Annotated in this window: 25 protein-coding genes, 1 tRNA gene and 1 other RNA gene; 15 read left to right on the top strand and 12 right to left on the bottom strand. The window is 59.7% G+C overall.

The features are described from left to right. Positions 1-2: 2 nt before the first annotated feature. Genes ACFFFR_RS07315 through ACFFFR_RS07335 form a run of 5 tightly spaced genes read right to left on the bottom strand, consistent with a single transcriptional unit; the run spans position 3 to position 4,486 of the window. Positions 3-1,073, bottom strand: coding sequence for an MBL fold metallo-hydrolase (locus ACFFFR_RS07315; RefSeq protein ID WP_377459169.1), 1,071 nt, complete (start codon positions 1,071-1,073; stop codon positions 3-5). 26 nt (positions 1,074-1,099) lie between these two features. Further along, positions 1,100-1,891 carry an ABC transporter ATP-binding protein gene (locus tag ACFFFR_RS07320; protein ID WP_377459171.1) on the bottom strand — a complete coding sequence of 264 codons (792 nt, stop codon included), beginning with the start codon at positions 1,889-1,891 and terminating at the stop codon, positions 1,100-1,102. After that, a complete protein-coding gene (locus ACFFFR_RS07325; RefSeq protein WP_377459173.1) occupies positions 1,891-2,688 on the bottom strand; it encodes an ABC transporter permease in 798 nt (265 codons plus the stop codon). Before ACFFFR_RS07325 ends, ACFFFR_RS07320 begins: the two co-directional genes overlap by 1 nt. Continuing rightward, complete coding sequence (locus ACFFFR_RS07330) at positions 2,685-3,473, bottom strand: ABC transporter permease (protein WP_377459174.1); 789 nt, start codon at positions 3,471-3,473, stop codon at positions 2,685-2,687. The genes ACFFFR_RS07325 and ACFFFR_RS07330 overlap by 4 nt, the downstream gene beginning before the upstream one ends. Continuing rightward, a complete protein-coding gene (locus tag ACFFFR_RS07335) occupies positions 3,470-4,486 on the bottom strand; it encodes an ABC transporter substrate-binding protein (RefSeq protein WP_377459176.1) in 1,017 nt (338 codons plus the stop codon). The genes ACFFFR_RS07330 and ACFFFR_RS07335 overlap by 4 nt, the downstream gene beginning before the upstream one ends. Positions 4,487-4,606: 120 nt before the next feature. Here ACFFFR_RS07335 and ACFFFR_RS07340 point away from each other — a divergent pair, with 120 nt between their 5' ends. The 6 genes from ACFFFR_RS07340 to ACFFFR_RS07365 all read left to right on the top strand — a co-directional run bounded on the left by ACFFFR_RS07340 (position 4,607) and on the right by ACFFFR_RS07365 (position 10,379). Continuing rightward, positions 4,607-4,813, top strand: coding sequence for a LysR family transcriptional regulator (locus tag ACFFFR_RS07340; protein ID WP_377459178.1), 207 nt, complete (start codon positions 4,607-4,609; stop codon positions 4,811-4,813). Positions 4,814-4,855: 42 nt separating this feature from the next. After that, positions 4,856-5,506, top strand: a complete 651-nt coding sequence (locus tag ACFFFR_RS07345) for a substrate-binding domain-containing protein (protein ID WP_377459385.1) — start codon at positions 4,856-4,858, stop codon at positions 5,504-5,506. After that, the gene (locus tag ACFFFR_RS07350) at positions 5,490-6,455 is read left to right on the top strand and encodes an AraC family transcriptional regulator (RefSeq protein WP_377459180.1); all 966 of its coding nucleotides are present in this window, start codon (positions 5,490-5,492) and stop codon (positions 6,453-6,455) included. The genes ACFFFR_RS07345 and ACFFFR_RS07350 overlap by 17 nt, the downstream gene beginning before the upstream one ends. A gap of 120 nt (positions 6,456-6,575) precedes the next feature. Then, positions 6,576-8,414 carry an FAD-dependent oxidoreductase gene (locus ACFFFR_RS07355; RefSeq protein WP_377459182.1) on the top strand — a complete coding sequence of 613 codons (1,839 nt, stop codon included), beginning with the start codon at positions 6,576-6,578 and terminating at the stop codon, positions 8,412-8,414. Continuing rightward, positions 8,398-9,480: a maleylacetate reductase gene (locus ACFFFR_RS07360; protein ID WP_377459184.1), complete on the top strand. Its 1,083-nt coding sequence runs from the start codon at positions 8,398-8,400 to the stop codon at positions 9,478-9,480. Before ACFFFR_RS07355 ends, ACFFFR_RS07360 begins: the two co-directional genes overlap by 17 nt. 11 nt (positions 9,481-9,491) lie before the next feature. Continuing rightward, positions 9,492-10,379, top strand: a complete 888-nt coding sequence (locus ACFFFR_RS07365; protein WP_377459186.1) for a hydroxyquinol 1,2-dioxygenase — start codon at positions 9,492-9,494, stop codon at positions 10,377-10,379. Positions 10,380-10,543: 164 nt separating this feature from the next. Here the strand turns inward: ACFFFR_RS07365 and ACFFFR_RS07370 are convergent, their stop codons facing one another. The 4 genes from ACFFFR_RS07370 to ffs all read right to left on the bottom strand — a co-directional run bounded on the left by ACFFFR_RS07370 (position 10,544) and on the right by ffs (position 15,527). Beyond that, positions 10,544-11,830 carry an aspartate kinase gene (locus tag ACFFFR_RS07370; RefSeq protein ID WP_377459188.1) on the bottom strand — a complete coding sequence of 429 codons (1,287 nt, stop codon included), beginning with the start codon at positions 11,828-11,830 and terminating at the stop codon, positions 10,544-10,546. Between the two features lie 92 nt (positions 11,831-11,922). After that, positions 11,923-12,516 carry a recombination mediator RecR gene (gene recR, locus ACFFFR_RS07375; protein ID WP_377459190.1) on the bottom strand — a complete coding sequence of 198 codons (594 nt, stop codon included), beginning with the start codon at positions 12,514-12,516 and terminating at the stop codon, positions 11,923-11,925. Between the two features lie 32 nt (positions 12,517-12,548). Beyond that, positions 12,549-15,395 (bottom strand): DNA polymerase III subunit gamma and tau, encoded by a 2,847-nt coding sequence (locus ACFFFR_RS07380; protein WP_377459192.1) that lies wholly within the window; start codon positions 15,393-15,395, stop codon positions 12,549-12,551. Positions 15,396-15,430: 35 nt separating this feature from the next. Then, positions 15,431-15,527: signal recognition particle sRNA small type (ffs, locus tag ACFFFR_RS07385), an RNA gene on the bottom strand. A gap of 205 nt (positions 15,528-15,732) precedes the next feature. Between ffs and ACFFFR_RS07390 the strand changes: the two genes are divergently transcribed. After that, complete coding sequence (locus tag ACFFFR_RS07390; RefSeq protein WP_377459193.1) at positions 15,733-16,563, top strand: DUF4870 domain-containing protein; 831 nt, start codon at positions 15,733-15,735, stop codon at positions 16,561-16,563. An 88-nt stretch (positions 16,564-16,651) separates the two neighbouring features. Here the strand turns inward: ACFFFR_RS07390 and thiE are convergent, their stop codons facing one another. Beyond that, complete coding sequence (gene thiE, locus ACFFFR_RS07395) at positions 16,652-17,344, bottom strand: thiamine phosphate synthase (RefSeq protein WP_377459195.1); 693 nt, start codon at positions 17,342-17,344, stop codon at positions 16,652-16,654. 63 nt (positions 17,345-17,407) lie between these two features. Here thiE and thiO point away from each other — a divergent pair, with 63 nt between their 5' ends. The 5 genes from thiO (at position 17,408) to ACFFFR_RS07420 (ending at position 21,152) form a co-directional block, all read left to right on the top strand. After that, positions 17,408-18,571: a glycine oxidase ThiO gene (gene thiO, locus ACFFFR_RS07400; protein ID WP_377459197.1), complete on the top strand. Its 1,164-nt coding sequence runs from the start codon at positions 17,408-17,410 to the stop codon at positions 18,569-18,571. Continuing rightward, a complete protein-coding gene (gene thiS / locus ACFFFR_RS07405; protein ID WP_377459198.1) occupies positions 18,568-18,807 on the top strand; it encodes a sulfur carrier protein ThiS in 240 nt (79 codons plus the stop codon). The genes thiO and thiS overlap by 4 nt, the downstream gene beginning before the upstream one ends. Positions 18,808-18,832: 25 nt before the next feature. Beyond that, a complete protein-coding gene (locus tag ACFFFR_RS07410) occupies positions 18,833-19,711 on the top strand; it encodes a thiazole synthase (protein ID WP_377459200.1) in 879 nt (292 codons plus the stop codon). Continuing rightward, complete coding sequence (gene moeB / locus ACFFFR_RS07415) at positions 19,708-20,952, top strand: molybdopterin-synthase adenylyltransferase MoeB (protein WP_377459201.1); 1,245 nt, start codon at positions 19,708-19,710, stop codon at positions 20,950-20,952. Before ACFFFR_RS07410 ends, moeB begins: the two co-directional genes overlap by 4 nt. A gap of 112 nt (positions 20,953-21,064) precedes the next feature. Continuing rightward, positions 21,065-21,152, top strand: a tRNA-Ser gene (locus ACFFFR_RS07420). 45 nt (positions 21,153-21,197) lie between these two features. Here ACFFFR_RS07420 and ACFFFR_RS07425 read toward each other — a convergent pair. Beyond that, positions 21,198-22,151, bottom strand: a complete 954-nt coding sequence (locus ACFFFR_RS07425; protein WP_377459203.1) for a formylglycine-generating enzyme family protein — start codon at positions 22,149-22,151, stop codon at positions 21,198-21,200. Continuing rightward, positions 22,148-22,795 carry a TetR/AcrR family transcriptional regulator gene (locus tag ACFFFR_RS07430; protein ID WP_377459205.1) on the bottom strand — a complete coding sequence of 216 codons (648 nt, stop codon included), beginning with the start codon at positions 22,793-22,795 and terminating at the stop codon, positions 22,148-22,150. The genes ACFFFR_RS07425 and ACFFFR_RS07430 overlap by 4 nt, the downstream gene beginning before the upstream one ends. A gap of 158 nt (positions 22,796-22,953) precedes the next feature. On the opposite strand from ACFFFR_RS07430, the gene ACFFFR_RS07435 reads away from it, so the two are divergent. From ACFFFR_RS07435 to ACFFFR_RS07445, 3 genes are read left to right on the top strand one after another with little or no spacing between them, the layout of a single operon-like run. Further along, entirely contained in the window at positions 22,954-24,654 is a 1,701-nt protein-coding gene (locus tag ACFFFR_RS07435; protein ID WP_377459207.1) for an amidohydrolase, read from the top strand. A gap of 7 nt (positions 24,655-24,661) precedes the next feature. Further along, entirely contained in the window at positions 24,662-25,654 is a 993-nt protein-coding gene (locus ACFFFR_RS07440) for an ABC transporter substrate-binding protein (RefSeq protein WP_377459208.1), read from the top strand. Beyond that, entirely contained in the window at positions 25,626-26,423 is a 798-nt protein-coding gene (locus ACFFFR_RS07445; protein WP_377459210.1) for an ABC transporter permease, read from the top strand. Before ACFFFR_RS07440 ends, ACFFFR_RS07445 begins: the two co-directional genes overlap by 29 nt. Positions 26,424-26,425: the final 2 nt, after the last annotated feature.

Raw genomic sequence — 26,425 nt, forward strand, 5'->3', positions numbered from 1 at the left:
GCTTATCCTCGTGGTGCACCAATCCCGAACTGCATCAGATCTTCACCAACGTAGAAGTCACCGTCGTAACCGGCGGCCGCTTGCTGCCACTTCTCGGCAGGAGTATTTCCCGGCACCAAGTGCGTCAGGACCAGAGACTTGACCCGTGCAGCTTGAGCCTGCGGGCCGACCTGCTCAATGGAGGTGTGGGCGGCGAGCATGTGCTGCATGAGGTTGGCATCCGGCTTCGGTGAATTGGGGCCCATCAGGGTGTCCACCCAGTCCATGTCGATGCACTCGTGTAACAACATGTCAGCGTCAGCGGAGATCTTGACGATGTTCTCGCAGACACCGGTATCCCCAGAAACTACGACCGAACCATCCGCGGTTTCAAACCGGAACGCAAAGGCCGGGAAGATCGGGCGATGGTCGACCAAGATCGCGGTCACACGAACGTTCTCATCCCGGTAGACCTCAAATGGCTCCATTTCCGGCGTGGGGTCCTCGTTGGGGCGATCGCCGGTGGTGCCGGGCAATTCGATGTCATGGAATTCGAACACATCCCGCAGGTCTTGCTTGGCGTTATCGCGCATCCGGTCGTTGATGTCGAGGGCATAGGCTTCCATGAGCTTCGCCGCTGACTCGGTCAGCCCTGGAGTAGGGGAGTCCGGGTTGAAAACCTCCGGCAGTTGCTCGCGGTTCTCCGGTGCAAAAATCGGTGGCAGCTCGCCCCGGTTGCCCGGACCATAAATCTGGATGGGTGACTTCAACCCGTCAGATCCGTTGTGCCACGCTAACAGCAGCAAATTTGGCAGGTCCACGATGTGGTCCGAGTGGTGGTGGGTGACGAACACCGCCCGCACATTGTCTAAGCCTTTTTGGAATCCGACCGGGCCCAGGTTCGACTTGCGGAACTGCGGACCCCACCCTTCACCTAGGTCCACAATGTAGTGGTCATCGTTCACGGAGATCACGGTGGAGATGCCGGTGCGGTCGGATCCGTCCCACCAAGGTGGGCCGCCAGCAGTGCCCAGAAGTGTGACTCGGGTGCGGTACTGGTCGGCGTTGGATTCGTTCAGGAGCGTGTGTGACATGACGGGATTACTCGTTCTTTCGTTTTCTAGATGCTGGCGTGGGATTTCGCGGACTGGATGAGACCGAAGACCTCGGCTCGCAGTTCGGCGTATTCGTGCAAGAGCTTGGTTTGTTGCTGATCCCGCGGGGTCGGCAGGTTCACTTCAATGTCTCGATTCACCGTGGTTGGCGCACCGGAGAGGACCACTACCCGGTCCCCGAGGTACACGGCTTCATCGATGTCGTGAGTGACGAAAACGATGGTCGTATCGAATTCGTCGCGGACTCGTAGTACCAAGTCTTCGAGTTCGATGCGCGTCTGGGCGTCGACCGCAGCAAAGGGTTCGTCCATGAGCAGGACATCTGGCTGGTAGGCCAGACCGCGGGCGATCGCAGCTCGTTGCTGCATGCCACCGGACATCTGCCACGGGTATAGTTTGCCTTTACCGGCCAAACCGACAGAGTTGAGGACGCGTTCGACCGTGGCGGCACGCTCGGATTTGTTGCTGACCTTGTTCCGAAGCGGCAATTCCACATTGCTGGCCACCGAGAGCCAGGGCAGCAGCGACCGGGAGTAGTCCTGAAAGACAACGGCCATTTTTGCCGGTGGCTCGGTGACCTGCTGGCCTTCGAAAACCACCGAGCCGTCTGAAGGGGCAAGCAGTCCTGCCATGCACTTCAACAGCGTGGTCTTGCCGGACCCGGACGGGCCAACGACGCAGACGAATTCGCCTTGGCGGATGTCGAACGTCACGCCGTCCAAGATTTTTGCTTCGCCGTAGCTCTTCTTCAGCTCGTGCAATTCCAGAATGGGAGTTTGTTTCGTTGGGGTGGACATTATGCGGCCTCCAGTGCCAATTGATTACGTTGACGATGCCAAGACAGGATGGAAGCTTCCACCATGTTGAAGACCAGAGTGGTCAGATAGCCGATACCCCCGAGCAGGAGGGTGCCAGCCCAAGTTTCAGCGACTTCAAACGTCTGCTGGGAGTTCAGCAGGTAAAAACCTACGCCCTGGGTCGCGGCGACCATTTCTGCAACAACGATCAGGATGATCGAAATCTGCAAAGTCGTGCGCAGGCCGGCAAAGATCTGCGGGCTGGCATGCGGCAGCACCACGAACCTGAGTCGTTGACTAAAGCTGAGCCGGTAGGAGCGGGACATTTCACGTAGCTCTCCGTCAAGGGACCGCACACCGTCCACGGTGTTCAGCAGCGTTGGCCACATGGCCCCGAAAGCGATGATGGCAATGTTCATCGCCGGGCCAATACCGAACAGCAACAGGCCAATCGGTAGCAGCACCGGTGGTGGCAGGGAACGCAGGAACTGGATGATCGGTTCCGTCAGGTCCATGAGGGTGCGGGAAAGTCCAATCAACAGTCCAAGTCCGATGCCCAAGGCTGCCGCAATCAAAAACCCTGCCAGGAACTTGCCCAGCGACGGCAACAGATGTTGGGCGAAACCATTGCCCAGCCAATCTACGCGAAGGGTGTGCAGGATTTCTTGGAGAGATGGGAAATATAAGGATTCGCTGTTGGCGCTGCCGAACCACCAGATAAGCAGCAGTAGAATCGGAAGCCAACTGCGCAGCAGGACTAACTGCCAGAACGAACGGGATCGTGTTGCGGTGCTCATGCCGACTCCTCACGGACGGATGGATGCCAGAACAGTAGTGGTTTCTCGGCGGTACGGAACGCGGCATTGATCAGCAGGCCGAGCAGACCCGCAGCAAGAATCAGCGCGTACATGGGTCCTAAGGCCCCGGCTGACTGGGCGACCACGATTGACTGGCCTAGCCCGGCCGCGCCACCGACCATCTCGGTGACAATGGCGATGATCACGGCAATCGACGCGGAAACTCTGAGACCGGTGAGCGCAAACGGCATTATGGTCGGAGCAACTAGCCGCGACGTGGTGAGCCACCAGCCAAGCCGATATGACCGGGACATCTCCCGGCCAACCGGATCGATCTGTTTGATCGCATAGACCAATTGGATGAGCAGCGGCCAGATCGCGCCGAAGACGATCAAGATGAGTTTCAAACCATCAGTGGGACCCCACAACAGCAGACCCAAAGGAATGATGGCCACCGGTGGAATAGGTTTGAGAAATTCTAGAATGAACCAAGTTGATTCGTTGATCACCGGGATCAGCCCGATCAACAGCGCCGCTGGGACCGCGATGAGAATGATCAGCCCCAGGCCGATCAAGGTCACGCGCAGGGTATCCCACAGGGCTTTCCAGAACTCCGGGCTGCCGAGTTGTGCGATGAAGTCCGCCACCACAACGTGGGCTGGCGGAATGGATTCTGCTGGCAAGATGCCGGTCAGGGAGGCCAGTTCCCACAGGGCGAAAACGAGGCCGACGCCAACGATACCAAGAATGAATCGGCGGGCGGGTGAATGAGTGCGTTGTTTCATGGCTTCCACACCGCCTCTTCGATGGATGGTTGCTCGGGGAGGAAACCCAGTGAGTGCATGAGCTCGGAGGCGTGAGCCAACGCAGGTTCACTGAGTTCGGTGGAGAACATGGGTAAGCGCATCTTTTCGAAAACTTCGGGAGGCAGCTTGCCGTATTTTTGGAGCACCTGTCCCACTACCTTGGGGTCTTCCGCGGCGAGCTCACTTCCCTTGTCTACGGCGCGCTGGAAGGCAGCGACAACATCCGGGTTCTTCTCAGCGAAGGGTCCTGCGGTGAAGATCACGGTGAAGCTACCGTTCGGGTAAAAGACCTTCGAGTAGGGGTGTTCCAGAACTGTCGCACCGCCATTGACGGCTTGAACCTGGAACGGCTCAACCAAACAGGCCGCATCGATTGCGTTCCGAGCGAGTGCTGGCACCATGTCTGGGAACGGCATGGCGACAAAATTAACTTTGCTGGGATCGCCGCCATCATTCTTGATGGCTGCGGCGGCTGCCACGTGGACAATCGAAGTCAACGCATTGACGGCAACTGTGCGCCCCTCCAGATCTTTCGGACGAGTGGCACCGCTGGCCTTGGTCGCCACCAATGCGGACGGGTCTTTGTCCGCCTCGGGCGCGATGGAGGTGCCATTGGCAACAGCAAGAAGCGGTAACCCCTTGGCGCTCGCGGCCAGAAACGGTGGTACTGCGGCCGTGCCGAAGGTGAGCTGGCCATTGATGACCGACGGCGCGATCGCGGCGGCGTTTTGCATCACCTGAGTGCGCACCTTCAACCCTTCAGCGGCAAAGAAGCCTTGTTCGGCGGCTACATAAACCGGGGCAAAGTCGGCAACCGGAATAACTCCGACACTCAACTCGGTGTCTTCGGTGACGTCGATCGCCGAACCTTCGCCGATCCCGCAGCCTACCAAGGTGGTTGCTGCAGCCAAACCAAAGGCGCCGAGGAAAAGTTGTCGGCGGGTGAACTGGGTTGAGAGCGGGGCCGACGGACGTTCAGATCCGTAGTGCATATCCCCTCCAAATAAATAATGTGCGCTAGGACACTTTCTAGTATCCTGAGGGGGTAGCCATATGACTAATATGAATTGTGGGGGTTCGTCATTCAAGAAGCGACTATCAAGCTGCGGCACTTGGAGTACTTTTTGGCTGTCGCGCAAACTGGCTCCATCACTGCTGCTGCACACAAGCTGCATATGACGCAGCCGCCACTGTCGCAAGCGATCGCTGCGTTAGAGCGCGACTTGGGAGTGGCCCTCTTAGACCGACAGCCCCGCGGTGTCGAGCTCACCGAGGCAGGGAAGGTCCTAGCTCAAGATGGTCGGGCACTGCTGGACTAGCAGCGGCAGATCATCAAGAACGTCCGCGATGTTGCTCGCGGACTGCGCGGCTCACTGAGCCTTGCCGCCACTCCAGCATCATGGTGGTTCCAGTTGCCGGGTCTCCTCAAGCTCTGCGCCGAACGGTTGCCTGAGGTTGAGCTGGATTTCACCGACGTGCCGCCCATCGAGACACTCGCGCGCGTCGGTAACCGTCGTGCCGACCTCGGCTTCGTGGTCACTGCTGATCCGGCAGAAGTCGGTCGCCATCACCCCGAACTGCAAATGCAGGTGCTCACCGAACTGCCTCCGGTCTTGATCGTGCCAGCAGAGATGGATGCCCCTGAGCGGGCCTCCGTGCATGACTTCACCCATGTGCCGTGGATTGTGCCTGGCAAATTACTGGGCTTTCCTGGTCCCATCGATATCTTCCATGAACTTTGGGATACGTCCCCGACCGGTCCGCCCCGGTATTGGGAGGTCTCGACCTTGCAGTCGGCGATCCCGATCGTTGCCGACGGGATGGGCGTGGCGCTCATGCCGGACGAGGTAAGAAATCACATCAGTCCGCGGGTGAAAACGGTAGAACTCACCGATCAGATTCGACCGCTGTATTCGGTCGTCGTGTGGCGGAAAGACCAGCGACCAGACGGCGTTCTCGCAGCATTCCTGCAACTGTTAGAACTCGAGGTGGATGATGCCGCCAACAGCTAACGCTTCGACCATCACCCAGTTGGGGCCATCCAGATTTGTCTCCAGCGCTTTGCCGCGTAGCGAACGGATCAGAGCTTGGGAGCGGCACAACGCGAATGCTCTCGTGGCGCTCCAAGCCCACTCGGCCCCGGGACAAGAATTCGCAGCAGCCGGGGCCAATCTTGCGCTCCCGGAAATGGACGTTGCGCGCGTTCGCTGCACACCGCACAGGGTTGCAAGAACTGATGCGGATATAAGTCAGCACCCGGTGGATGGCGCGATCGCGTACCTGAACCTCGACCGGTGCGGCACCTTCTGGCACCGCGGACGAAAATTTGAACTTGCGCCGTGGCAGTTACTTGTTGTCGATGGTGACCAAGGCTTCGCGCGGGAGTTCTCCCGCGGCACTGACGAGTTCGTTTTCCGACTATCCCGCAACCTGCTGCAGCAGAGCGCGCGTCAGCGCAACCTCGCGACGCCGCAGATCTTTGATGGTAGCGACCAGTCCGCCACAGCGGCACTTATCGAGCAATTGCGGACGCTGGCATCTGCGGCGCTCACTGATCAGCGACGGGACTGGGATGGATTGCAGGAAAAGGCTGGCCAGCTGCTTGGCGGGTTGCTGGGCTCGGCAGAATCAGATCAGCTCACTCAAGCTCGAGGTCTGATTCAGCGCCATCACCGAAATCCACGGTTCAGAGCCGAAGACTTAGCGGCCGCGCTCGGCGTCTCAACTCGCCAACTGACCCGAATCTTTGCCTCCGGTGAGCGCACCGTTGCGCAGGAACTCTTGGCCGTCAGGCTCGAAACAGCACACCGGGCCTTGAGTGAACCGCAACAAGCACAGCTGTCGGTCGGGGCGATCGCGGTCCAATCCGGTTTCGCCTCCCAAGCGCATTTCACCCGGTGCTACCGGGCCGCATACGGCGTTACGCCTTTGCGGCACCGTCGCGAACTGATCGCCAGCTGAGCCTGATGATCTCATTTTTGATTATTTCCGCCACGTTTCTCCAACTCGGAAAATGTGGTGTGGGTCACGTGAATACTGGATGGAAAGTTTCCGCGAATTTACAGTACGAGGAGCCTCACAATGGTTGTCTTCCACGATGGTATTAAAGAAACCGAGACCCCGGAGAATAGTGTTGTCCACACTGATGTCTTGATCGTCGGCTCTGGTCCTGCCGGCTCATCGGCGGCCCTGTTCTTGTCCGAACTTGGGATTCCGAACATCATGATCACCAAGTATCGCTGGACGGCGAATACACCACGGGCCCACATTACGAACCAGCGCACCATGGAGATCTTCCGTGACCTAGGCGTCGAAGATCAGGTCCTTGAAGATGCGACGCCACACGAGATGATCGGTGACACCGTTTTCTGCACCTCGATCGCCGGAGAAGAGATCGGGCGCATTCTTACCTGGGGTAATCATCCAGCACGGCACGCCGACTATGAGCTGGCCTCGCCTTCTTTGAACTGCGACATCCCACAGACCTACCTAGAACCTATCTTGGTCAAGAACGCCACGGTCCGGGGCACCCAAACCCAGTTCTCGACGGAGTACCTGTCACACGAACAAGACGCTGACGGTGTCAACGTTAAGGTGCTGAACCGGTTGACCGGACAGGTTTACACGATCCGCGCAAAGTACCTCATCGGTGCAGACGGTGCCCGCTCCAAAGTGGCTGCCGATATCAACCTGCCGATGGAAGGCCAGATGGATATCGCGGGCTCCATGAACATCACCTTCAAAGCCGACTTAGCCGAGCTGGTGGGCCACCGTCCTTCCGTGCTCTACTGGGTCATCCAACCTGGCTCCTCCATTGGTGGGATCGGCGCCGGACTAGTGCGCATGGTCCGGCCGTGGGATGAATGGCTCATCGTCTGGGGCTTCGACATTTCCCAAGGGGTTCCAGAAGTTACCGAAGCCGACGCCCTTCAGGTAGTCCGCAACCTGATTGGGGTACCGGACCTTGATGCGGAAATCACCGGGATCTCCCTGTGGGGCAATAACGAACAGTACGCCACCCACATGCAGTCCGGACGGGTCTTCTGCGCGGGCGACGCTACCCACAAGCATCCACCCAGCAACGGTCTGGGCTCCAACACCTCCATCCAAGACTCCTACAACTTGGCATGGAAACTCGCTGCCGTGCTCAAAGGCCAGGCGGGGGAGGAGCTGTTGGAGAGCTACTCGGCCGAACGCGCACCGGTAGCCAAACAAATCGTGACCCGGGCCAACCAGTCAGGACGTGAATTCATGGCCCTGATCGAGGCACTAGGAATTACTCACGCGACCACCGTGGAAGAGATCAACGCTGCGATCGAATCCCGTAAAGACCCGAGCCCAGAAGGCGCAGCCAAGCGTAAGGCCGTGCGAGAAGCCATGGAGCTAAAGAACTACGAGTTCAACGCGCACGGGGTCGAACTCGGTCAGCACTACACTTCCACCGCGGTGGTATCCGACGGCAGCGTCAAACCAGAACCGACCCGCGACCCGGAACTCTATTACGAACCAAGCACCCATCCAGGTGTACGCCTGCCACACTGCTGGGTCGGAACGTGGAAAGAAAAATACTCCACGCACGATCTGGCCCCGTACGGTGCCTTCACCCTGATTACCGGGATCACCGGCAAGCCTTGGGCAGAGGCGGCAGCCACCGTTGCAGCTGAGCTAGGGATCACGCTGAATGCGGTCGTGATCGGTCCCGGTGAAGACATCACTGACCTGTACTTCGACTGGGAACGACTCCGCGGCGTAGAAGAAGACGGGGTCATTCTGGTCCGACCGGACAAACACATCGGTTGGCGTTCACACCGCATGGTCGAAGACCCGGCTGCCGCACTCACCAATGCGCTCAGCCAGATCCTGAGCCGAAACGACAACCTTGCTACCGCGGAGGAGAACAAACATGAACTTGGTGTTTGAACACATCACCCTAGGCCAGCGGGTGCTTTTCGGCACCGGTCAGGCCGCCGATAACCTCGCCCAAGAAGTCGAACGGCTCAACGCCCAACGCGTCATGCTGATTGCGGCCGAGACTGAGCAGGAGTTAGCAGCGACCGTCGCAGCCAAGATCAGTCCCGTCGTGGAATACAACAATGTCGTCATGCACGTGCCCGTCGAAGTTGCACAAGAAGCGCGCAGCGTCGCCCAAGACAACAAGGTCGATTTGCTGGTGTGCGTAGGCGGTGGATCAACCACGGGACTAGCCAAGGCCATTGCCATGGAAACAAGGATGCCGATTGTCGCGGTCCCCACCACCTACGCCGGCTCAGAGGCCACGAACGTCTGGGGTCTGACCGAGGCAGCACGGAAGACCACCGGCGTGGATGACGCCGTCCTACCCACAACCGTGATCTACGACGCCGACCTCACCATGACCCTCCCGGTGGAGCTGTCGGTGGCCTCCGGGCTAAACGGTATGGCCCACTGCATCGACTCCCTATGGGGGCCACGCGTCGACCCCATCAACCAGGCGCTCGCGGTAGAAGGCATCCGCGCCTTGGCTGAGGGTCTGCCAGCCATTGTTGATGACGCACAGGACGTCACAGGACGCGAACAACTGCTCTACGGCGCCTACCTTTCAGCGGTTGCGTTCGCTTCTGCAGGCTCTGGGATGCACCACAAGATCTGCCACGTCCTAGGCGGAACCTTCAACCTGCCCCACGCACAAACGCACGCCACCGTGCTCGCCTACGTGCTGGCCTTCAATATGGATGCAGCACCGGAAGCGGCAGCAAAGATTGCCTCCGCCTTCGGCAGTGATGATGCTCTGGCCGGACTGCAACGGCTCCGGGAGCGTCTGGACGCGCCGCGCAAACTAGCCGACTACGGCTTCACCGAAGACGGGATCGGCGAAGCCGTGGAGGTAGCACTACCTGCCATCCCCGCAAACAACCCTCGAACCGTCACTGAAGAAAACCTGACCGACCTATTACGCGCCGCGTTGCACGGAGAAGATCCGGCCCAGCTGCGCCAGCGTTCCAGCTAAGGAGAACAGTCATGACAACCAATCTCACCCCCGCACAAGAACAGGTTGAACAGGATCTCATCAACCGCGTTGTAGAGAGTTTTGCGAACACCGAAAACCCACGACTCAAAGAAATCATGCAGGGCCTGGTAACCCACCTGCACGCCTTTGTTCGGGACGTTCGCCTGACGGAAGAAGAATGGAACAAAGGCATTGAGTTCCTGACGGCAGCCGGGCACATCACCGACGACAAGCGCCAAGAATTCATTCTGCTCTCGGACGTTTTAGGCCTCTCCATGCAGACCATCAACGTGTCTAACGAAGCGTACAAGGATGCCACGGAAGCCACTGTCTTCGGGCCCTTCTTCGTGGAGGACGCCCCAGAGATCCCGATCGGTGGGGACATCTCCGGTGGGGCTTCGGGCGAACCGTGCTGGGTCTACGGAACGGTCAAAGATACCGAAGGAAACCCGATCGCCGGAGCCCGCGTGGAAGTGTGGGAAGCCGATGATGACGGTTTCTACGATGTGCAGTACACCGACGGCCGGGTTGCAGGCCGAGCCCACCTCTACACCGACGAGAACGGTAACTACAGTTTCTGGGGCCTGAAACCAACCCCATACCCAATTCCCCATGACGGGCCGGTCGGACAGATGCTCGAAGCTGTCGGACGCTCCCCGGTGCGGGCAGCCCACCTGCACTTCATGGTCACCGCTGAAAACTACCGCACCCTCGTCACCCACATTTTCGTGGAAGGTGACCCACAACTGGAGATCGGTGACTCAGTCTTTGGCGTCAAAGACTCACTGATCAAGGTCTTCGAATCCCAACCTGCCGGCACCCCGACTCCGGACGGGCGCGAGCTCGATTCGGCCTGGTCTCAGGTGAACTTTGATGTGGTACTCGCCCCCACTGAGTAACCATTCAGCACTCACCTGAGCCCACACCGGGAGTCAGCGCGGATTCCACGCGTTGGCTCCCGGTTTTTCTACCGCTCAGGATCACCAGCCACGACAAAAAGAAGCCGGCAGTTCAAGGAACATTCCTCGAACTGCCGGCTCTTGCGTCTGTTTAGGTGCTGGACTTAGCGTCCGGTGCCGCCGTAGACCACCGCTTCCTCTTCTGCATCAAGGTCAAAGGCGGTGTGCACCGCGCGCACGGCCTGATCCAACAGGTCAGCGTTGGTGACCACGGAGATGCGGATCTCAGAGGTGGAGATCAGCTCAATGTTGACCCCGGCTTCGTGCAGGGCGTTGAAGAACTTGGCGGAAACACCTGGGTTCGAACGCATGCCCGCACCGATCAGGGACAGTTTGCCCACGTGGTCGTTGTAAACAATATCCTCGAACCCGATCCGGTTCTGTTCACCCTTCAGCGCTTCCAAGGCGGCCTTGCCCTCTAGCTCGGGGACGGTGAAGGAAATGTCGGTGTGGTCGGAGCCTGCGCGGGAGACGTTCTGGACGATCATGTCCACGTTCGCGTTGGCGTTGGCGAGCACGGTGAAGATTTCGGCAGCCTTACCGGGGATGTCTGGGACACCAACGACGGTGACTTTAGCTTCAGAACGGTCGTGGGCGACGCCGGAGATGATGGGCTGTTCCAAGGGTTCTCCCTCTGGGATGGTGATTTTGTCTTCAGGGTCAGGAATGATCCACGTGCCTTCGTGGTGGCTGAACGAGGAACGAACATGGATGGGCACACCAAAGCGGCGGGCGTACTCCACGCAGCGCAGGTGCAGAATCTTGGTCCCGGAGGCTGCCAGTTCCAGCATTTCCTCCGAGGAAATCTTGTCAATCTTCTTGGCGGCAGGAGCCACACGTGGGTCAGCGGTGAAAACACCGTCCACATCCGTGTAGATCTCGCACACGTCGGCCTTCAATGCCGCAGCCAAGGCCACCGCGGTTGTGTCGGAACCGCCGCGACCCATGGTGGTGATGTCCTTGGATTCGGGGCTCATGCCCTGAAAACCTGCGACGATCGCGACGTCACCGCGGTCGATGACTTCTTGGATACGGTGCGGGGAAACCTTCACAATCCGGGCCGAGCCGTGGAACGAGTCGGTGAACATACCGGCCTGAGAACCGGTGAAGGATTGGGCGGATGAACCTTCCGCGGCGATGCCCATGGCCAGAAGTGCCATGGAAATGCGTTCACCGGCGGAGAGCAGGATGTCCATTTCACGTGCCGGCGGGTTGTCATTGATTTCCGCGGCAAGATCGAGCAGTTCATCGGTGGTGTCGCCCATGGCAGAGACAACCACAACCACTTGGTGACCTTGGCGTTGAGTCTCCACGATGCGCTTAGCCACGCGTTGTATACCGGCGGCGTCAGCTACGGAAGAGCCGCCATATTTTTGCACAATCAGGCTCATAGTGGGTTGTGGTTCACTTTCTGTTGAAAGAAATCTTGAGCGTTACTAGTTTACGTCTGCAACCTCTGGCTGCGTTAAAAGCCGCGAAACCGTTACACGCTACGACGGCCCTCGAAGGCTCTGCCCAGAGTCACCTCATCTGCGTATTCGAGGTCACCGCCGACGGGCAGACCGGAGGCCAGACGGGTGATCTTGACCCCCACAGCCTGCAGGATGCGGGCAAGATAGGTTGCGGTGGCCTCACCCTCAAGGTTGGGGTCGGTGGCGAGGATGACCTCTTCGATTTTCTCGTCGGAGAGACGGGTGAGCAGCTCACGGATATGCAACTCGTCGGGACCGATTCCGGCGATCGGGTTAATGGAGCCGCCGAGCACGTGGTACCGGCCGCGGTAGCTGCGGGTCCGTTCGATCGCGAGCACGTCTTTCGACTCTTCGACCACGCAGATCAGGCTTTCGTCCCGCTTCCGGTCACGGCAGATGTGGCAGGTGTCTTCTTCCGAGACGTTGAAGCAGATCTGGCAGAACTTGACCTTCTCTTTCACCGTGATGATGGCTTGAGCCAACGAACGCATGTCAGTTTCGTCTGCTTCCAGAATGTGGAACGCGATGCGTTGGGCAGACTTCGGACCGATGCCCGGCAAGCGACCGAGCTCATCGATCAGGTCTTGAACAGCACCTTCATACACGGTTGCGGTTTACCTTCCTTCTGACAGTGAGCCTAGTAGCCGGCCGGGTCTTGCCCGGGGCGGCGCTCTTCAATAAGCCGGGCGCCAAGAATCTTTTCTAAGGCAGCGCGCCCGTGGGTGGCGGATGCTTCGATTTCTTCGTCATCGTCGCTGGGAATGTCTTCCACATAGGCGGACGGGGTTGGTTCCGGCTCCGGTTCAGCTTGACGTTGTTCGGCCTGTTGGGCGGCCATCATTTGCTGCCAACGAGAGATTCGCTGGGGCGCGGCTGGCTGCGCGGTTGCAGCTTCAGCAGGCTGTGTTTGACTGCCCGCTGGCTCCTGGTCCGAGGCGGATGTCTCTCGGCGCAAGAACGCAGGCACGACGGCTTCGTCGGCTGGTTCTGCCGTGCTCGAAGGATCTTCTTCTGACCAGTGTGGATCGGATGGATAAGGGTCCACCGAATAAGCGTCGTCTTGCTGCGGGGGCTCCTCGTACCGGGCATCATCATGGGGGACCCCGGCATACGGATCCTCCGGGTACTGGGGTGTGTCAGTCTGATTTCCCGAGTCAGCAGCGTGCTGCTGTGCAGAAGATCTGTCAGCTTCGTCGGATTCGGCCTGATCCGGTCTGGTTTGCGTTGAACTGCCGGTCTTCCGGGCAAAGGAAGGAACCGGCAGATCATTCAGGACCTCAACCTGTGGGTGTGAAATTTCCGGCTCGGCATCTCGATCCGCCTCCCCGAGTTCTTCGGGAGCGTCTTGCACGCTTGGTTCGTCTACCTGAGTGTCATCAGAAGTATCGTCGCCACCGCCGGGTTGTTCCTGCGGCGTTGCTTCTGTTTCGGAATCATCATCCCAGGAGACTGGTGGTTCTGGTTTGGACCAATCTGGTTCCGGTCCCAGCCCCGACGGTTCGGAGGCAGCCTTGGATGGGCTGGAAGGGGCGGCTGCGGGCAGACCCCCGCCTCGACGCGCGGGCTCAGCTACTTTTGGGCCCGGTACGTCACCGCCGCCACTGATCAGGTCTACCGTGCACGCGACTCCGAGATGCTTGGTGCCCAGTTCGACGAGGAGTTGCTCGCCGCCGCGGGAACTGAAGGTGTTCCGAGCACCATCATTGGCGAAATTGACCACCAAGTGTTGGCCATCAAAACCGGCAACACTGGTGTGGTCCTTGGCGACCATCCAGAGCATGCGGGAGTGCTGGGAGAGTTCTTGGACGATTTCGGGCCAGAGCCGACGGGCTTTCTCCACCATGTTCGTGCTCTGAGCGGGGGCAGCGGCGGCAGGTTGCTCCTCTTCCTGAGGTTTTTGCTCAGGTGCTTCAGGTGCGTCGGCTGGTTGTTGGGCCGGCTGCTCAGCCTGCTCGCTCGCCGGTGTTGTGATCTCGGCTGGCTCCGGTGCAGCTGGCGCAGGTTTGGACTCGACTTCAGCGGCTACCGTGGTCGGCTCAGGCTGAGCTGTCTGCTCCGGTTGCTGTTCCGCAGGCTGTGCAGCTTTCACCGGCGTTGGCTCGGCAGCGGGGACAGATTCCGGTGCGGCAGCGATCTTCCGCTCTTGAGCTTGAGAGGTTTCGGCGGGCTCGGCGTCTTGCTTCTTCTTCGCCAACATGGCTCTGACTTCGGCGGCGCTGCGTGGCGCATCACCGCTGGACGTAGGGGAAGCTGACGACTGCGCAGAATCGGCAGCCGGTGCCGGAGTGCTCGCCTCGGCAGGGGTGAAATCGACTGCCGAGCTGCCGGCCAAGTGAGCTTCGATGCGATCCAAACGGGCGGCCAGCGACTGCTGAGTGACCTCGGCGGCAGGCAACATCAGGCGTGCCATCAGTAACTCCAGTTGAAGCCGCGGAGAGGTTGCCCCGACCATCGCGGTCAGGGTGGCATTGGTGATGTCGGCGGCCAGAGACAACTGGGCGGGCCCCAGATTGTGAGCTTGGACTTCCATCCGGGCTAAGACGTCTTGGGGGATACCACGCAGCACCTGACCCGGATGGTCTGGCACAGCCCGAATGATGATGAGGTCACGGAAACGTTCCAACAAGTCCTCAACGAAACGTCGCGGGTCTTGGCCGACTTGCACGACGTGATCGACCATGCGGAACAGCGTCGCCGAGTCTTGTGCAGCCAAGGCATCCACCACATCATCCAGTAATGCAGCGTGGGTGAAGCCGAGTAAGTCCACGGCCCGGTCATAATCCAAGCTCTGCGAAGCAGCTCCGGCCATCAATTGATCGAGCACGGACAAGGTATCGCGGACCGAACCGCCGCCTGCCCGGATCACCAGTGAGAGCACGCCGGGTTCAGCCTGCATTCCTTCCTGGAAGGTGAGCTCCTCCAAGTAATTGTGTAAGGTCTCCGGCGGCACCAGTCGGAACGGGTAATGGTGGGTGCGGGAGCGAATGGTCCCGATAACTTTGTCTGGTTCCGTGGTGGCGAAGATGAATTTGAGGTGCGGCGGCGGCTCCTCAACGATTTTCAGCAGCGCATTGGAACCCTGGTTGGTGACCATATGCGCTTCGTCAATAATGAAAATCTTGTAGCGGTCCCGGGCCGGAGCAAAGGTGGCGCGTTCACGCAGGTCTCGCGCATCATCGACACCACCGTGAGAAGCGGCATCGATCTCCACGACATCCAGAGATCCTTGGCCACCGGTGGCCAAATCGACACAGGATGGGCAGGTGCCGCACGGGGTCGCGGTGGGACCCTCGTGGCAGTTCAAGCAGCGGGCCAGAATGCGGGCAGATGTTGTCTTACCGCAGCCGCGAGGGCCGGAAAACAGATAAGCGTGATTGACCCGGTTTTTAGTGAGCGCAGCCATGAGCGGTTCGGTGACATGTTCCTGCCCAATGAGGTCAGCGAAAGTGTCTGGACGATAGCGGCGATAAAGGGCAGTACTCACAGTTGTTAACCCTAACTTGTCTCAGGGACAGGGCATAGTAAAGCCCCTCATGCACCTACCAGAGCCCACTTACCCTTGCTACCTTCCGGTCCTGGGGGAGTTCAGCAGGATGGCACCACATGAGGGGCCGCAGATAAGTGTAGCAAACATTTGGGCTGGGCTTGAGACGCTCAGAATTTGAAATACAACTTTATACCTGCCGGTAACTGCATTGTTTAGCCGATGTTAACGTTCCATTTCGTGAAAACCTATGCAATCTAATAGAGTCTGCGACTGTTTCGCGCCATACTTATGACCAGATAACATCCGCACCAATTAGATATTGAGGACAAGCATTATGACTGATCAACCACAGCGCCCCGAGGGCGAACCGGTAGATCCGAATTCCCCGGAGGGGTACAACCCGGAACAGTCCGGTCAGGAAACCCCACAGGGTGAAACCGCGGCTCCTTACTTTGCCGGACCAGAGTCGCAGGACCCTGCGCAGGGCCAGCAGGGTTACGGGCAGCAGGGCTACGGCGATCAGAGCTACGGCCAGCAAAGCTACGGCGACCAGAGCTATGGCCAGCAGTCCGGTTACGGGCAGCAGTCGGACTACTCCAGCCAGGGTTACGGCCAGCAGTCTGATTACGGTCAAGGTCAGCAGGGCTACCAAGCTGCCGGCTACCCGCAGCAGCAGTCCGGTTACAGCCAGGCAGGCTACCAGCAACAGCAGGGTTACCAGCAGCCGGGCCAGCCAGGTGCGTACCCGCAGTATGCCGGCGCAACCCCTGCCCAGGACCAGTACCGTGGCCAGATCCTCTTGAACTACTGGCTCTCGGTCTTCTTCAGCGTCATCCCGGCGTTGATCTTCTACTTCATGAACAAGGACAACGTCCCAGAGATTGTCCGTAAGTCGCACGCCAACAACCTGAACTTCCAGATCCTGCGTGCCGGTGTCATGATCATCTTGGTCATCGGCCTGTTCGCGACCATGAGCACGTTCACCTACGATGCGTACGGCATGCCATCCGGTTCAATAGCGATGTTCAGCATCCTGAACATTGTGTACATGATCTGGGGCTTCGGTACTCTCATCATCTGCATCATCGCTGCAGCAACGGCCGGCGGTAAGTACGACCGCGGTGAACCAGCCAACTACATCTTCAACATCCCAATGGTGAAGTAACTCTTATGTAGTTTTATCGCTACTTAAACACTGTGGGCCGGGTTCGCTTGAACCCGGCCCACACTGCTTTTGTGGGGAGGAATCTCCGCTAACGTTGCTCACGCAGTTGCTGGCTCAACTCTGCAGCGGCGGCCTCCGGATCCTCAGCTTCCGTGATGGCGCGGACCACGACCACCCGGTCAGCACCTGCCTGCCGAACCTCGGGCAGGGTTTGGGCGTTCACGCCGCCGATGCCAAAGAACGGCTTGCCGCCGGCATGCTCCGCCGCATATTTCACCAGCTCCGGACCGACAGCAGCCCGTCCCGGTTTGGTCGGTGTCTCCCACACCGGTCCCGTGCAGAAATAATCGAGTCCCTCATCGTCGATTGCCTGTTGGGCCAGTTCTACCGAGTTGGTGGAGCGACCAATGATGACCTCGTCACCGAGCAGGGCGCGGGCCTGCTGTGTGGTCAGATCTCCTTGACCCACATGGAAGACGTCGGCGTTGACCAACAACGCCACATCAGCTCGATCATTCACCGAGAACAGTTTGCCCTCTTCACGGGCAACTCTGGCCAAAACTTCCAGCGCCTCGATCTCGGCCCGAGCCTCGAGCTTCTTATCGCGTAACTGAATGAGATCAACCCCACCGCGGTACGCGGCACGCAAGAATTCTTCTAAGTCACCTTGCTCTTGCCGCGCATCGACGCACAGGTATAGCCGCACATCGGCAAACTTCTGCGCGCGTTCTTCTTTGCTCAGCGCGGGAACAGGGGCGGTGTAGTTTTTGTTCTCATCCATACGGCCCATAGTAACCGGCCCGCAACCATATACTGGTTGATGCAGCGTGAACGAAAGGACAGCATGAACAACTTTGATGTGGCCATCATTGGTGCCGGCATCATTGGTCAAGCTACCGCTTTTCACCTTGCAACCAACAACGTCTCCGTGGCGCTGATCGATCCTGCGCCAGCAACCCAAGCTTCGCACGCGGCTGCAGGCATGCTGGCGCCCATCGCCGAGGTCCAATACCAGCAGCAACAGCTCTACCCGTTGATGGTCGCCGCTGGTGCGGACTGGCCCGAACTCATTGATGCCGTGGCTTCCGCAACCGGTCGTGACGAGAGCCAACTAGGGTATCGGCACACCGAAACATTGGTCGTCGGTGCAGATTCCGCAGACCGCCAATACCTGATGGACCTAGCAGGCGTGCAGCGCGAACACGGCATGGAGGTCACCCCGATTCCAGCCTCGGCAGCCCGCCGCGCAGAACCGGCGCTCAACCCACGACTTTCTGCTGCGGTGCGAATCCCCTCCGACCACCAGGTGGATCCGCGTATCTTCCTGACCGAACTTGGGGCTTACTTCGCCCGTCCGGACGTCCCGGTCACCCACATCGAACAGGCCGCCACCGGCATCGACAACACGACCGTCCAGCTTGCTGACGGCAGTGCCATCACCGCAAACCAGATCGTAGTAGCCAACGGCCTCGGGGCCGCCGACCTGGCCGGTCTGCCAGCACTCAACCTGCCCTTGCGTCCGGTCCACGGAGACATCTTGCGGGTGCGCATCCCACAACGTCTCCAACCACTTCTGACCGCCACCGTCCGCGCCGTAGTGCGTGGCTTCCCGGTCTACTTGGTGCCGCGTGCCGACGGCACCATGGTGATTGGTGCGACCAGCCGGGAAGACGATCTGACCGGGCCGCAGATCGGCGGTGTGTACGAATTATTACGGGACGCCCAAGAGGTTGTGCCCGGGGTGCGCGAGTGCGAACTGCTCGAAGTGATTGCACGGGCTCGCCCAGGTACCCCCGACGATGTGCCGCTCACCGGCTGGTTGGGCCCGAATCTCTTCCTTTCCACCGGATACCATCGCCACGGCATCCTGCTCTCCGCACTGGCTGCCCGACTAACGGCCACGGAACTATTGGGCGCCGAAGTCGGCACCCCCACAGACGCAGATGCGGCCCTCTTAGCCGCCATGAACCCACACCGTTTCACCGCAGAAGGAAACTCCACCTCATGACGATGACCATCACCCTGAACGGGAACCCCAAAGAACTCGAAAACCCGGCCCTGCTGCCCTTGATCAGTGAATTGCTCGGCAAAGACATCACCGACGCCGGCACCGCTGCCGATGGCAGCGCGCTAGGCATCGCGGTAGCGGTCAACCACACTGTCATCCCACGTGGCCGCTGGGCCACCCACACCCTCGCTGAGGCCGACAGCGTGGAAATCGTCACCGCCGTCCAAGGCGGCTAAGCTTGCAACCGTTTCGGAGCTACACATGAGCACACAAACTCCCACCTACCCGGCCCTGACCATCGACGGTGTTGAACTCACCTCTCGACTGATCATGGGCACCGGCGGCATCACCTCCCTTGCTACCTTGGAAGAGGCCCTGATCGCATCGGGGACCTCGCTGACGACCGTGGCCCTACGCCGCTACACCCCGGCAGAGGGCGAGTCCCTCTTCGGGATGCTCAACCGCAACAACATCAAAATCCTGCCCAACACCGCCGGCTGCTACACGGCACGGGACGCCATTTTGACCTCCCACATGGCCCGCGAAGCCCTCGGCACCGACTGGATCAAACTTGAGGTCATCGCGGACGATCAGACGCTTCTGCCGGACGGAGTCGAACTGCTCTCGGCGGCCGAACAGCTCGTGCTCGACGGTTTCAAAGTCTTCGCCTACACCACCGACGACCCCGCGTTGGCGCTGCGGCTGGAAGACGCCGGCGTCAGCGCCGTCATGCCACTGGGTGCCCCCATCGGAACCGGCCTGGGTATCCTCAACCCGCACAACATCGAACTCATCGCGTCCCGAGCATCCGTGCCAGTAGTGCTGGATGCCGGTATCGGTACCGCCTCCGAGGCGGCCCTGGCCATGGAACTTGGTTGTGATGCTGTCCTGCTGGCCTCCGCGGTGACCCGCGCCCAAGACCCGGCCATGATGGCCACCGCCATGTCCGCCGCGGTCACCGCCGGTTACTGGGCTAACCGTGCAGGTCGCATCCCTAAGCGCAAACACGCGCTCGCCTCCTCACCGATGGAGGGCCGGGCCACGACCAGCTACGGGGACGAACACCTGACCGCACGGGAGAAGCTGGGTGGCGGGGACTTCCTGCCGGCCGACCCCTCACAAATGGGAGGGGACCGGTGAGCGAAGAACTCCGCGCACGCATCGAGGCGCTTGAGCCGCTAGCAGAGCTAGGTCCGGAACTGACGCCGGAAGAAACCGCACGCTACGCCCGGCACCTGTCCCTGCCCGGCTTTGGTGTCACGGCGCAGCGCAGGTTGAAAGCGGCAAAAGTCTTCGTCGTCGGTGCCGGGGGACTGGGCTCACCCGTGCTGCAATACCTCGCGGCAGCTGGCGTCGGCACAATTGGCTTGGTCGATGATGACGTCGTGGAAGTGACGAACCTGCAGCGCCAAGTCATCCACCGCACCGAGAACATTGGCAAACTGAAAGTCGACTCAGCTGCCGAAGCCGTCAAAGCCGTGAACCCGCACGTGCAGGTTGAAACCTACACCGAGCGGTTGTCGGCGCAGAACATCCTAGACATCATCTCCAAATACGACATTGTGGTCGACGGGACCGACAACTTCGGGACCCGCTACCTCGTCAACGACGCCTGCGAGTTGACCGGCACCCCGCTGGTGTGGGGAACCATCTTCCGTTTCGCCGCCCAACTCTCAGTCTTCTACCCGGGGGTGGGCCCCACGCTGCGGGACCTCTTCCCGGAGATCCCAGACCCGAGTTCGGTGCCGAGCTGTGCCGAAGGCGGCGTTTTGGGGGTGCTTCCCGGACTCGTCGGAACCGCTATGGCAACCGAAGCGATCAAGCTGCTGGCCGGTATCGGAGAGCCAGCCATCGGCAGGGTGTTGATTTACGACGCGTGGAAAATGAGCTGGAACACGCTGAACTTGCTGCCGGACCCGGACCGGGAACCGGTTCGAGACCTCAGTGAGGCAGCTTTCGTCTGCGCCGCCAACCCGACAGAAGGTGCAGACGACCCAGCAGCACTCCGCAACGAATCTGGGCTGCAGGTCATCCCAGAACAGCTCGCGGACGAGCTGACCAAGCCGGGTCGAGTCCTGATTGACGTGCGGGATGACTGGGAACGCGACGTCGTCCTGATTCCTGAGGCCATCCACGTACCGCTGGCTCGTATCCAAGACCGCAACTGGGATGCCGTCACCGAAGCCTTAGAAGCGCACGGCATCAAACCGGAGTTGGTCGAGACTGTGGTGCTGCACTGCAAGGCCGGCGGACGTTCGGGGCAGGCTCAACAAATCCTGAACCAAGCCGGGGTCGAAGGACAACACCCGCAGACGAAAAACCTCAGCGGCGGCGTGCTCGCCTGGGCGGAAAAGTACGCCCCGGAGGCTCCCAGCTACTAGCGGCAAAGCGTTGACGGATCTGTCTGAAAGGGCCGATTATGTATTGCCATCGCCTTTCCGTTATGATGGAATCTGCCTTTGGAACACAGCAGTGAACCAGAGGTAAAAATATGGAGGATTCGCCTAGCGGCCTATGGCGCACGCCTGGAACGCGTGTTGGGTTCACGCCCTCGGGGGTTCAAATCCCCCATCCTCCGCCAAAGGAGAAAGCCCCGGATCGGCATGATCCGGGGCTTTTTCGTTCTCTAAGGTTTGCTGACGGTGCGGAATCCAGTGTTCGAGCTGGAGGAATCCGGAGCGTTTGAAGACCGTGCTGCCACGCGGTACCGATTGCAGTAAGAGTCATGACAAAGATGCGAACCGCCACGCATCACTCTGGTCAGTCCTGCTTGCGGTCCGGAAGGATTCTCGATCGGGGAGGCGCGGTAGTAGCCGGGATCAAAGAAATCAGCACACCAGTGCCAAACATTGCCCGCCATATCGAACAGCCCGTACCCGTTAGCGGGAAACGTCCCGACAGGGGAGGTGGCGGCGAATCCGTCGTCTGCGGTGTTCTGGACTGGGAATCGTCCCTGCCAGATGTTGCATTGGTGGTCGCCGCCGGGGGTGAGCTCGTCACCCCATGCGAAACGTTTGCCGGACAGTCCGCCTCGAGCCGCGTATTCCCACTGTGCTTCTGTGGGTAGCGCCCTGCCCGCCCACTCACAATACGCAACGGCGTCGTTCCACGACACATGCGTCACCGGGTGATCGGGGTTCTCCGTCCACTCGGAGTCGGGGCCCCACGGGTGCGCCCAATCGGCGCCCGTTACAGTCAGCCACCAAGGTAAACCCGGAACCGGGCCTAGAATCTCCTTCTCGCCAGCTTTGACGAAGAGATGGAACACGGCGGACGTGCCGTAACGTTCAGCTTCAGTCTCATATCCGCTGGCGGCTACGAAACGCGCGAACTCAGCTGCTGTGATCGGCGTACGGTCGATATCGAAACCGGCCAGTTCGACTCGGTGGACAGGGTTTTCCCCGTCTTGGGCGTAGCCTTCGTCGAAGTGGTCACCCATCATGAAGGCCCCACCGGGTAGTACCACCGTTTGGATCAATCGCTCGGCAGTATCAGGTGCGCTCGCGGGCAGCGGCCGCTGATTCTCAGAGGCTGAAACTCTGTCATGGCGGCCTGGGGAACAGCACGGATTCTTCGTCACCGAGAATCCAGTCCTGACCCGTGACGCAGATTGTTCGGATCCAGAAGATGAATGCACGCCTGAATCAGGTCCTCCACAACTTCTTCGCACGTGTCCTCATGCGAGTCCGAGATGTGTTGCAGCGTGATGCCATCGATACCAGCAATGGCAATCCTGGCCACTGTCGTGAGCCTTTCCTCGGAAACGTGAAGGCCGGAGCGGGCAGCGCCCTCACCAAAGATTGACGCCGTCGACCTCGTCCACGCGCCATACATGCCGCTATTGATCTGTTCGTTCCGATTCTTCTCAGCTTCGTCCTGCATGCGGGTGGCTCGCAAGAGCAGCTCGAACGTCGTGATCTGTTCCCACGGGCTGGCGACAATACGCTTCCAGATACGTCGCAGGTGTCCGCTCACGGTCTCTTCAAGCCCCGCATCTTCTGACAGTGGGGTAAGCGCGCGGGCGTAATCTTCGCTGAGGTGCTTGTAGACCTGCTCCATCAGCTCCTCTTTGCTGCGGAAACAGTAGTGGAGGGATGCCAGTGGTGCGTCCGCTTCAGCGGCAATCCGGCGGGTTGTCGCAGCGGATACCCCCTCACGAGCTATGACGCGCGCGGCTGCTTCCACGAATTGTTGGCTCCGTTGGGCCAGCGGCACCCGGCTCATGTCCTTCTCCTATCGCGCACAGTCTTTGTCTTTAAGCGTCTGTGCTTCAGCCTATGTGAAAAAGTTCTGGTCAAGTGACCAAGTCATGTGACTATAATTGCGGAAATGTTATCCACATCACAAGTTCACGGCAGCTATAAGCGAGAGAGGAGTCAGCGATGAGCAGCTCAGTAGATCTACTGATCATCAACGGTTATGTTCCGGAAATCGGGACAGCGACCGGCGCGGACGCCACCAGCACCGAGGGCCGCCCAACCACTGTTGCCGTCAGCGAGGGACAGATCGTTGAGGTCGGAGGCGCCGAGCTTGAAAAACTGCGCGGACCCGAAACAGCGATCGTCGATGCAAACGGCGGGGCGATTCTGCCGGGCATCAACGACGGACATCTTCACTTTTGCGCGAGCGCCGTGACTGCCTACGTACTGGTCCCAGTGGGACATGCGACCGACTGGGCTGAAATCCACGAGATCGCACAGAACACAGCACCGGGTGCCGACGGCTGGGTGCGTGGTCATGGGTGGGACGACGCTCGACATGGCGCACCGGATATGGCGCGCTTCTTTGAACTGAACCCCGACGTGCCGACGGTTCTCTTCGACCAGTCCGGGCACCAGCTCATTGTCAACGGGCGGGGGCTAGAAGAGCTCGGACTCTCCGAGAGTGCGGATGATGTGGCTGGCGGCGTTGTTGGCCGCCGTGACAACAACGCACCTAACGGGCACTTTGCGGATGCAGCGATGGGCCTAGTCAACGACCAACTGCCTGCGCTGCCAGCACAAACCCTGCTTGAAGCGTTCTCTAAGTATCAAGCGGACCTGCACGCCTTAGGAATCACTTCATTGACGGAGCCAGGACTTGGTCCGGGCGGTAACACGTTGCTCTCCGGGGCCTGCGGTGAACCTTCCATTCAGGCCCTAGTAGATCTGGCCAAGCGTGATCAACTGCGCACCCGGCTCAACGTGCTGCTCCTGTTCAGCGGGACCGGGGGAGCGACGGCGGAGGCAACCACTTCCGGGCTTGAGTCCGAGCTGACGGCTGCGCTTTCGGAAACCGATGACCAATGGTTGCGGGTGGCGGGCGTGAAAGTCTTCGCGGACGGAACCCCTCGATCCGGTACGGCTTGGATGAAGCAACAATATTGTCTGCCTTGCGGTCACGGCCACGGCGGACTCGTTATCGCCGGGAAGACGGAAGCCGAACAACGTGCAGAGCTGAATGACATCATTGCGGCCATCCACAACGCTGGACTCCAAGCAGGGGTGCATGCGACCGGAGATGCAACCACCGAGGCTGTGATTGAAGCTTTCGCTCATGCTGCTGGCGTGAACGGAAAGCACGACTTGCGGCATTACGTCATCCACGGCGCTTTTGAGAACGCAGACCGCTTTGCCGAACTGGCTGAGGACGGTTTCGGCGTCAGCACCAACCCCGCCATCCGGGCTGCAGCTGGTGCCTTGATGACAAACATCCTTGGCGAAGACTGGTACCGGCGTCACCAGCCATTGGGTTCACTGATGCGCCACGGTGTGCACGTCAACATTGCTTCGGACTCCCCGGTCACCTCGCCCGATTGGCGCAATTCAGTGATCGCGGCCGTGACCCGGGCCAGCACCGCCAGCATCGAAGAGGATTCCAGCGAAGGCTTGAGTCTTTCACAGGCGCTAGCGGCCATGACCAGTGAGCCGGCGTGGCAGGACAAGGCCGAGCAATTCAAGGGTCGAATCGAACCGGGCTACGTAGCGGACATTTGTGTCCTTTCCGCTCCGCTACCCAAAGACGTAGAAGAACTGCGACATATCCCAACTGCAACAACCATCGTGGGTGGAGAAATTGTGTACTCCGCCAAAACCAATAAGTGAGGCAATCATGAACATCCGACGTCTCGGCGCAACCGCCGCCGCACTAGTCTTAGCAACAACTCTCGCAGCCTGCGGTGACTCAGGCGGATCAAACGTGGGTGGCGGTGACACCCAAACCCTCAAGGTCGGTCTGATCGGTATTGGTTCTGACGCTGCGGTGAAGATCGCGGAAGAAGAGGGCTACTTCGCCGAAGAGAACATCAAGGTCGAAAGCACCGTCGTTGCAAACCCGCCAGCCGGGATCGCCGCCGCGCAGAGCGGACAACTCGATATCGCCTATGCGCCATCCATTCCCGTGCTGAACGCATTAAGCGAGAATGTGCCGCTGAAGGTGATCGGCGCAGCTGATGGCTACCCGGAAAATTCCGAGGATGTTGAACCACGCGATCTTGACGATACCGGTCTCTTCGCGAACCCTGATGCAGGAATCAACAGCCCGAAAGACCTAGAAGGCAAGTCTGTTTCCGTTCCAGCCCGCAAGGCCCAACTGGAAGTGACGATCGCCAACTCGGTCAGTGAAGATGGTGGCGACCCGTCCAAGATCAACTGGATGGTGCTCGACCCGTCCTCGGCACTGCAGTCTCTGCAGCAGAAACGCGTGGATGCCGTTGGCCTCGTCTCACCTTTCACCGCAAGGGCCAGCTCTGAAGGTGGCAAGTACGTCGCCTCACCCGGTGTGGAGTTCTTCGGTGAAGGCGCCATCGGATTGTGGGTCGCCGGCGAATCGACCACCGAAAACAAGGCTGAAGCAATCGCCAGCTTCCAGCGGGCGATGAAGAAGGCCAACGAGTACGCCAACGAAAACTATGAGGAGGCCGAACAGTACGCCTCCGAACTGACCAATATCCCCGTCGAAACCTTGAAGGAAGGCGCGCACACTTATTGGCCAACGGACGTGACCTTGGAGCAGATCCAAGACGTCAACAAGAAGCTGGCGGATCTGGGTTACTTGAGCAAGGAGGTCGAGTTGGATGACTCTCTTATCCTTGAAAGCAAGTAAGTCCCCAACCGCAAAACTGCTTCTGGGCCTGATCGGGTCGATCATTCTCCTCGCCGGCTGGCACCTCTCGGCAGTCCTAGGGATCTACGGTAACGGCCTGCCGACGGTCACCGCCACGTTCGCACAGCTCGGTCAATTGCTCACCACCAGCTCGTTTTGGCAAGACGTCGGTATGACGATTGGCATCGCCCTCCTCGGACTCGCGATCTCTCTGGTCATCGGGGTGACTCTGGGTGTCTTGATCGGCTCTTTCGAGCCGGTACGGGCCGCAACCTTTGCCATCACCGAATTCCTCAAACCAATCCCACCCATCGTGGTGCTGCCGCTGGCAGTCATGATTTGGGGGCCGACATCCACTACCGCCTTGTTCTTGGTTCTAGTGGGATGCGTGTTGGCCATCTCGATCCAAACCATTGCCGGTGTACTCGATGCCGATCCGGTCGCTCAAGCAACCGCTCGTTCCTACGGTCTTGGCCGGTTGGAAACACTCTTCAACGTGACCCTGCCTGGGGCATTGCCCTTCATTGGTACGGCGGTGCGGGTTTCCGCGCCGGCATCGCTCATCGTGGTCGTGGTGGCGGGTCTGATCGGTGGGGCTCCCGGCCTAGGCCGAAGCCTATATCAGGCGCAGGCCTCGGGTGACTACCCCTTGGTGTACGCACTCGTGGTGGTACTCGGTGTCCTCGGATTGAGCTCCCAGTGGCTCAGCGAGTTTGTTGAATCGAAGGTGCTGGCGTGGCACCCCTCATTCCGGAAGGAAACCCACTAATC

This window comes from Micrococcoides hystricis (genome assembly GCF_042434215.1).
Lineage (GTDB): Bacteria > Actinomycetota > Actinomycetes > Actinomycetales > Micrococcaceae > Micrococcoides > Micrococcoides hystricis.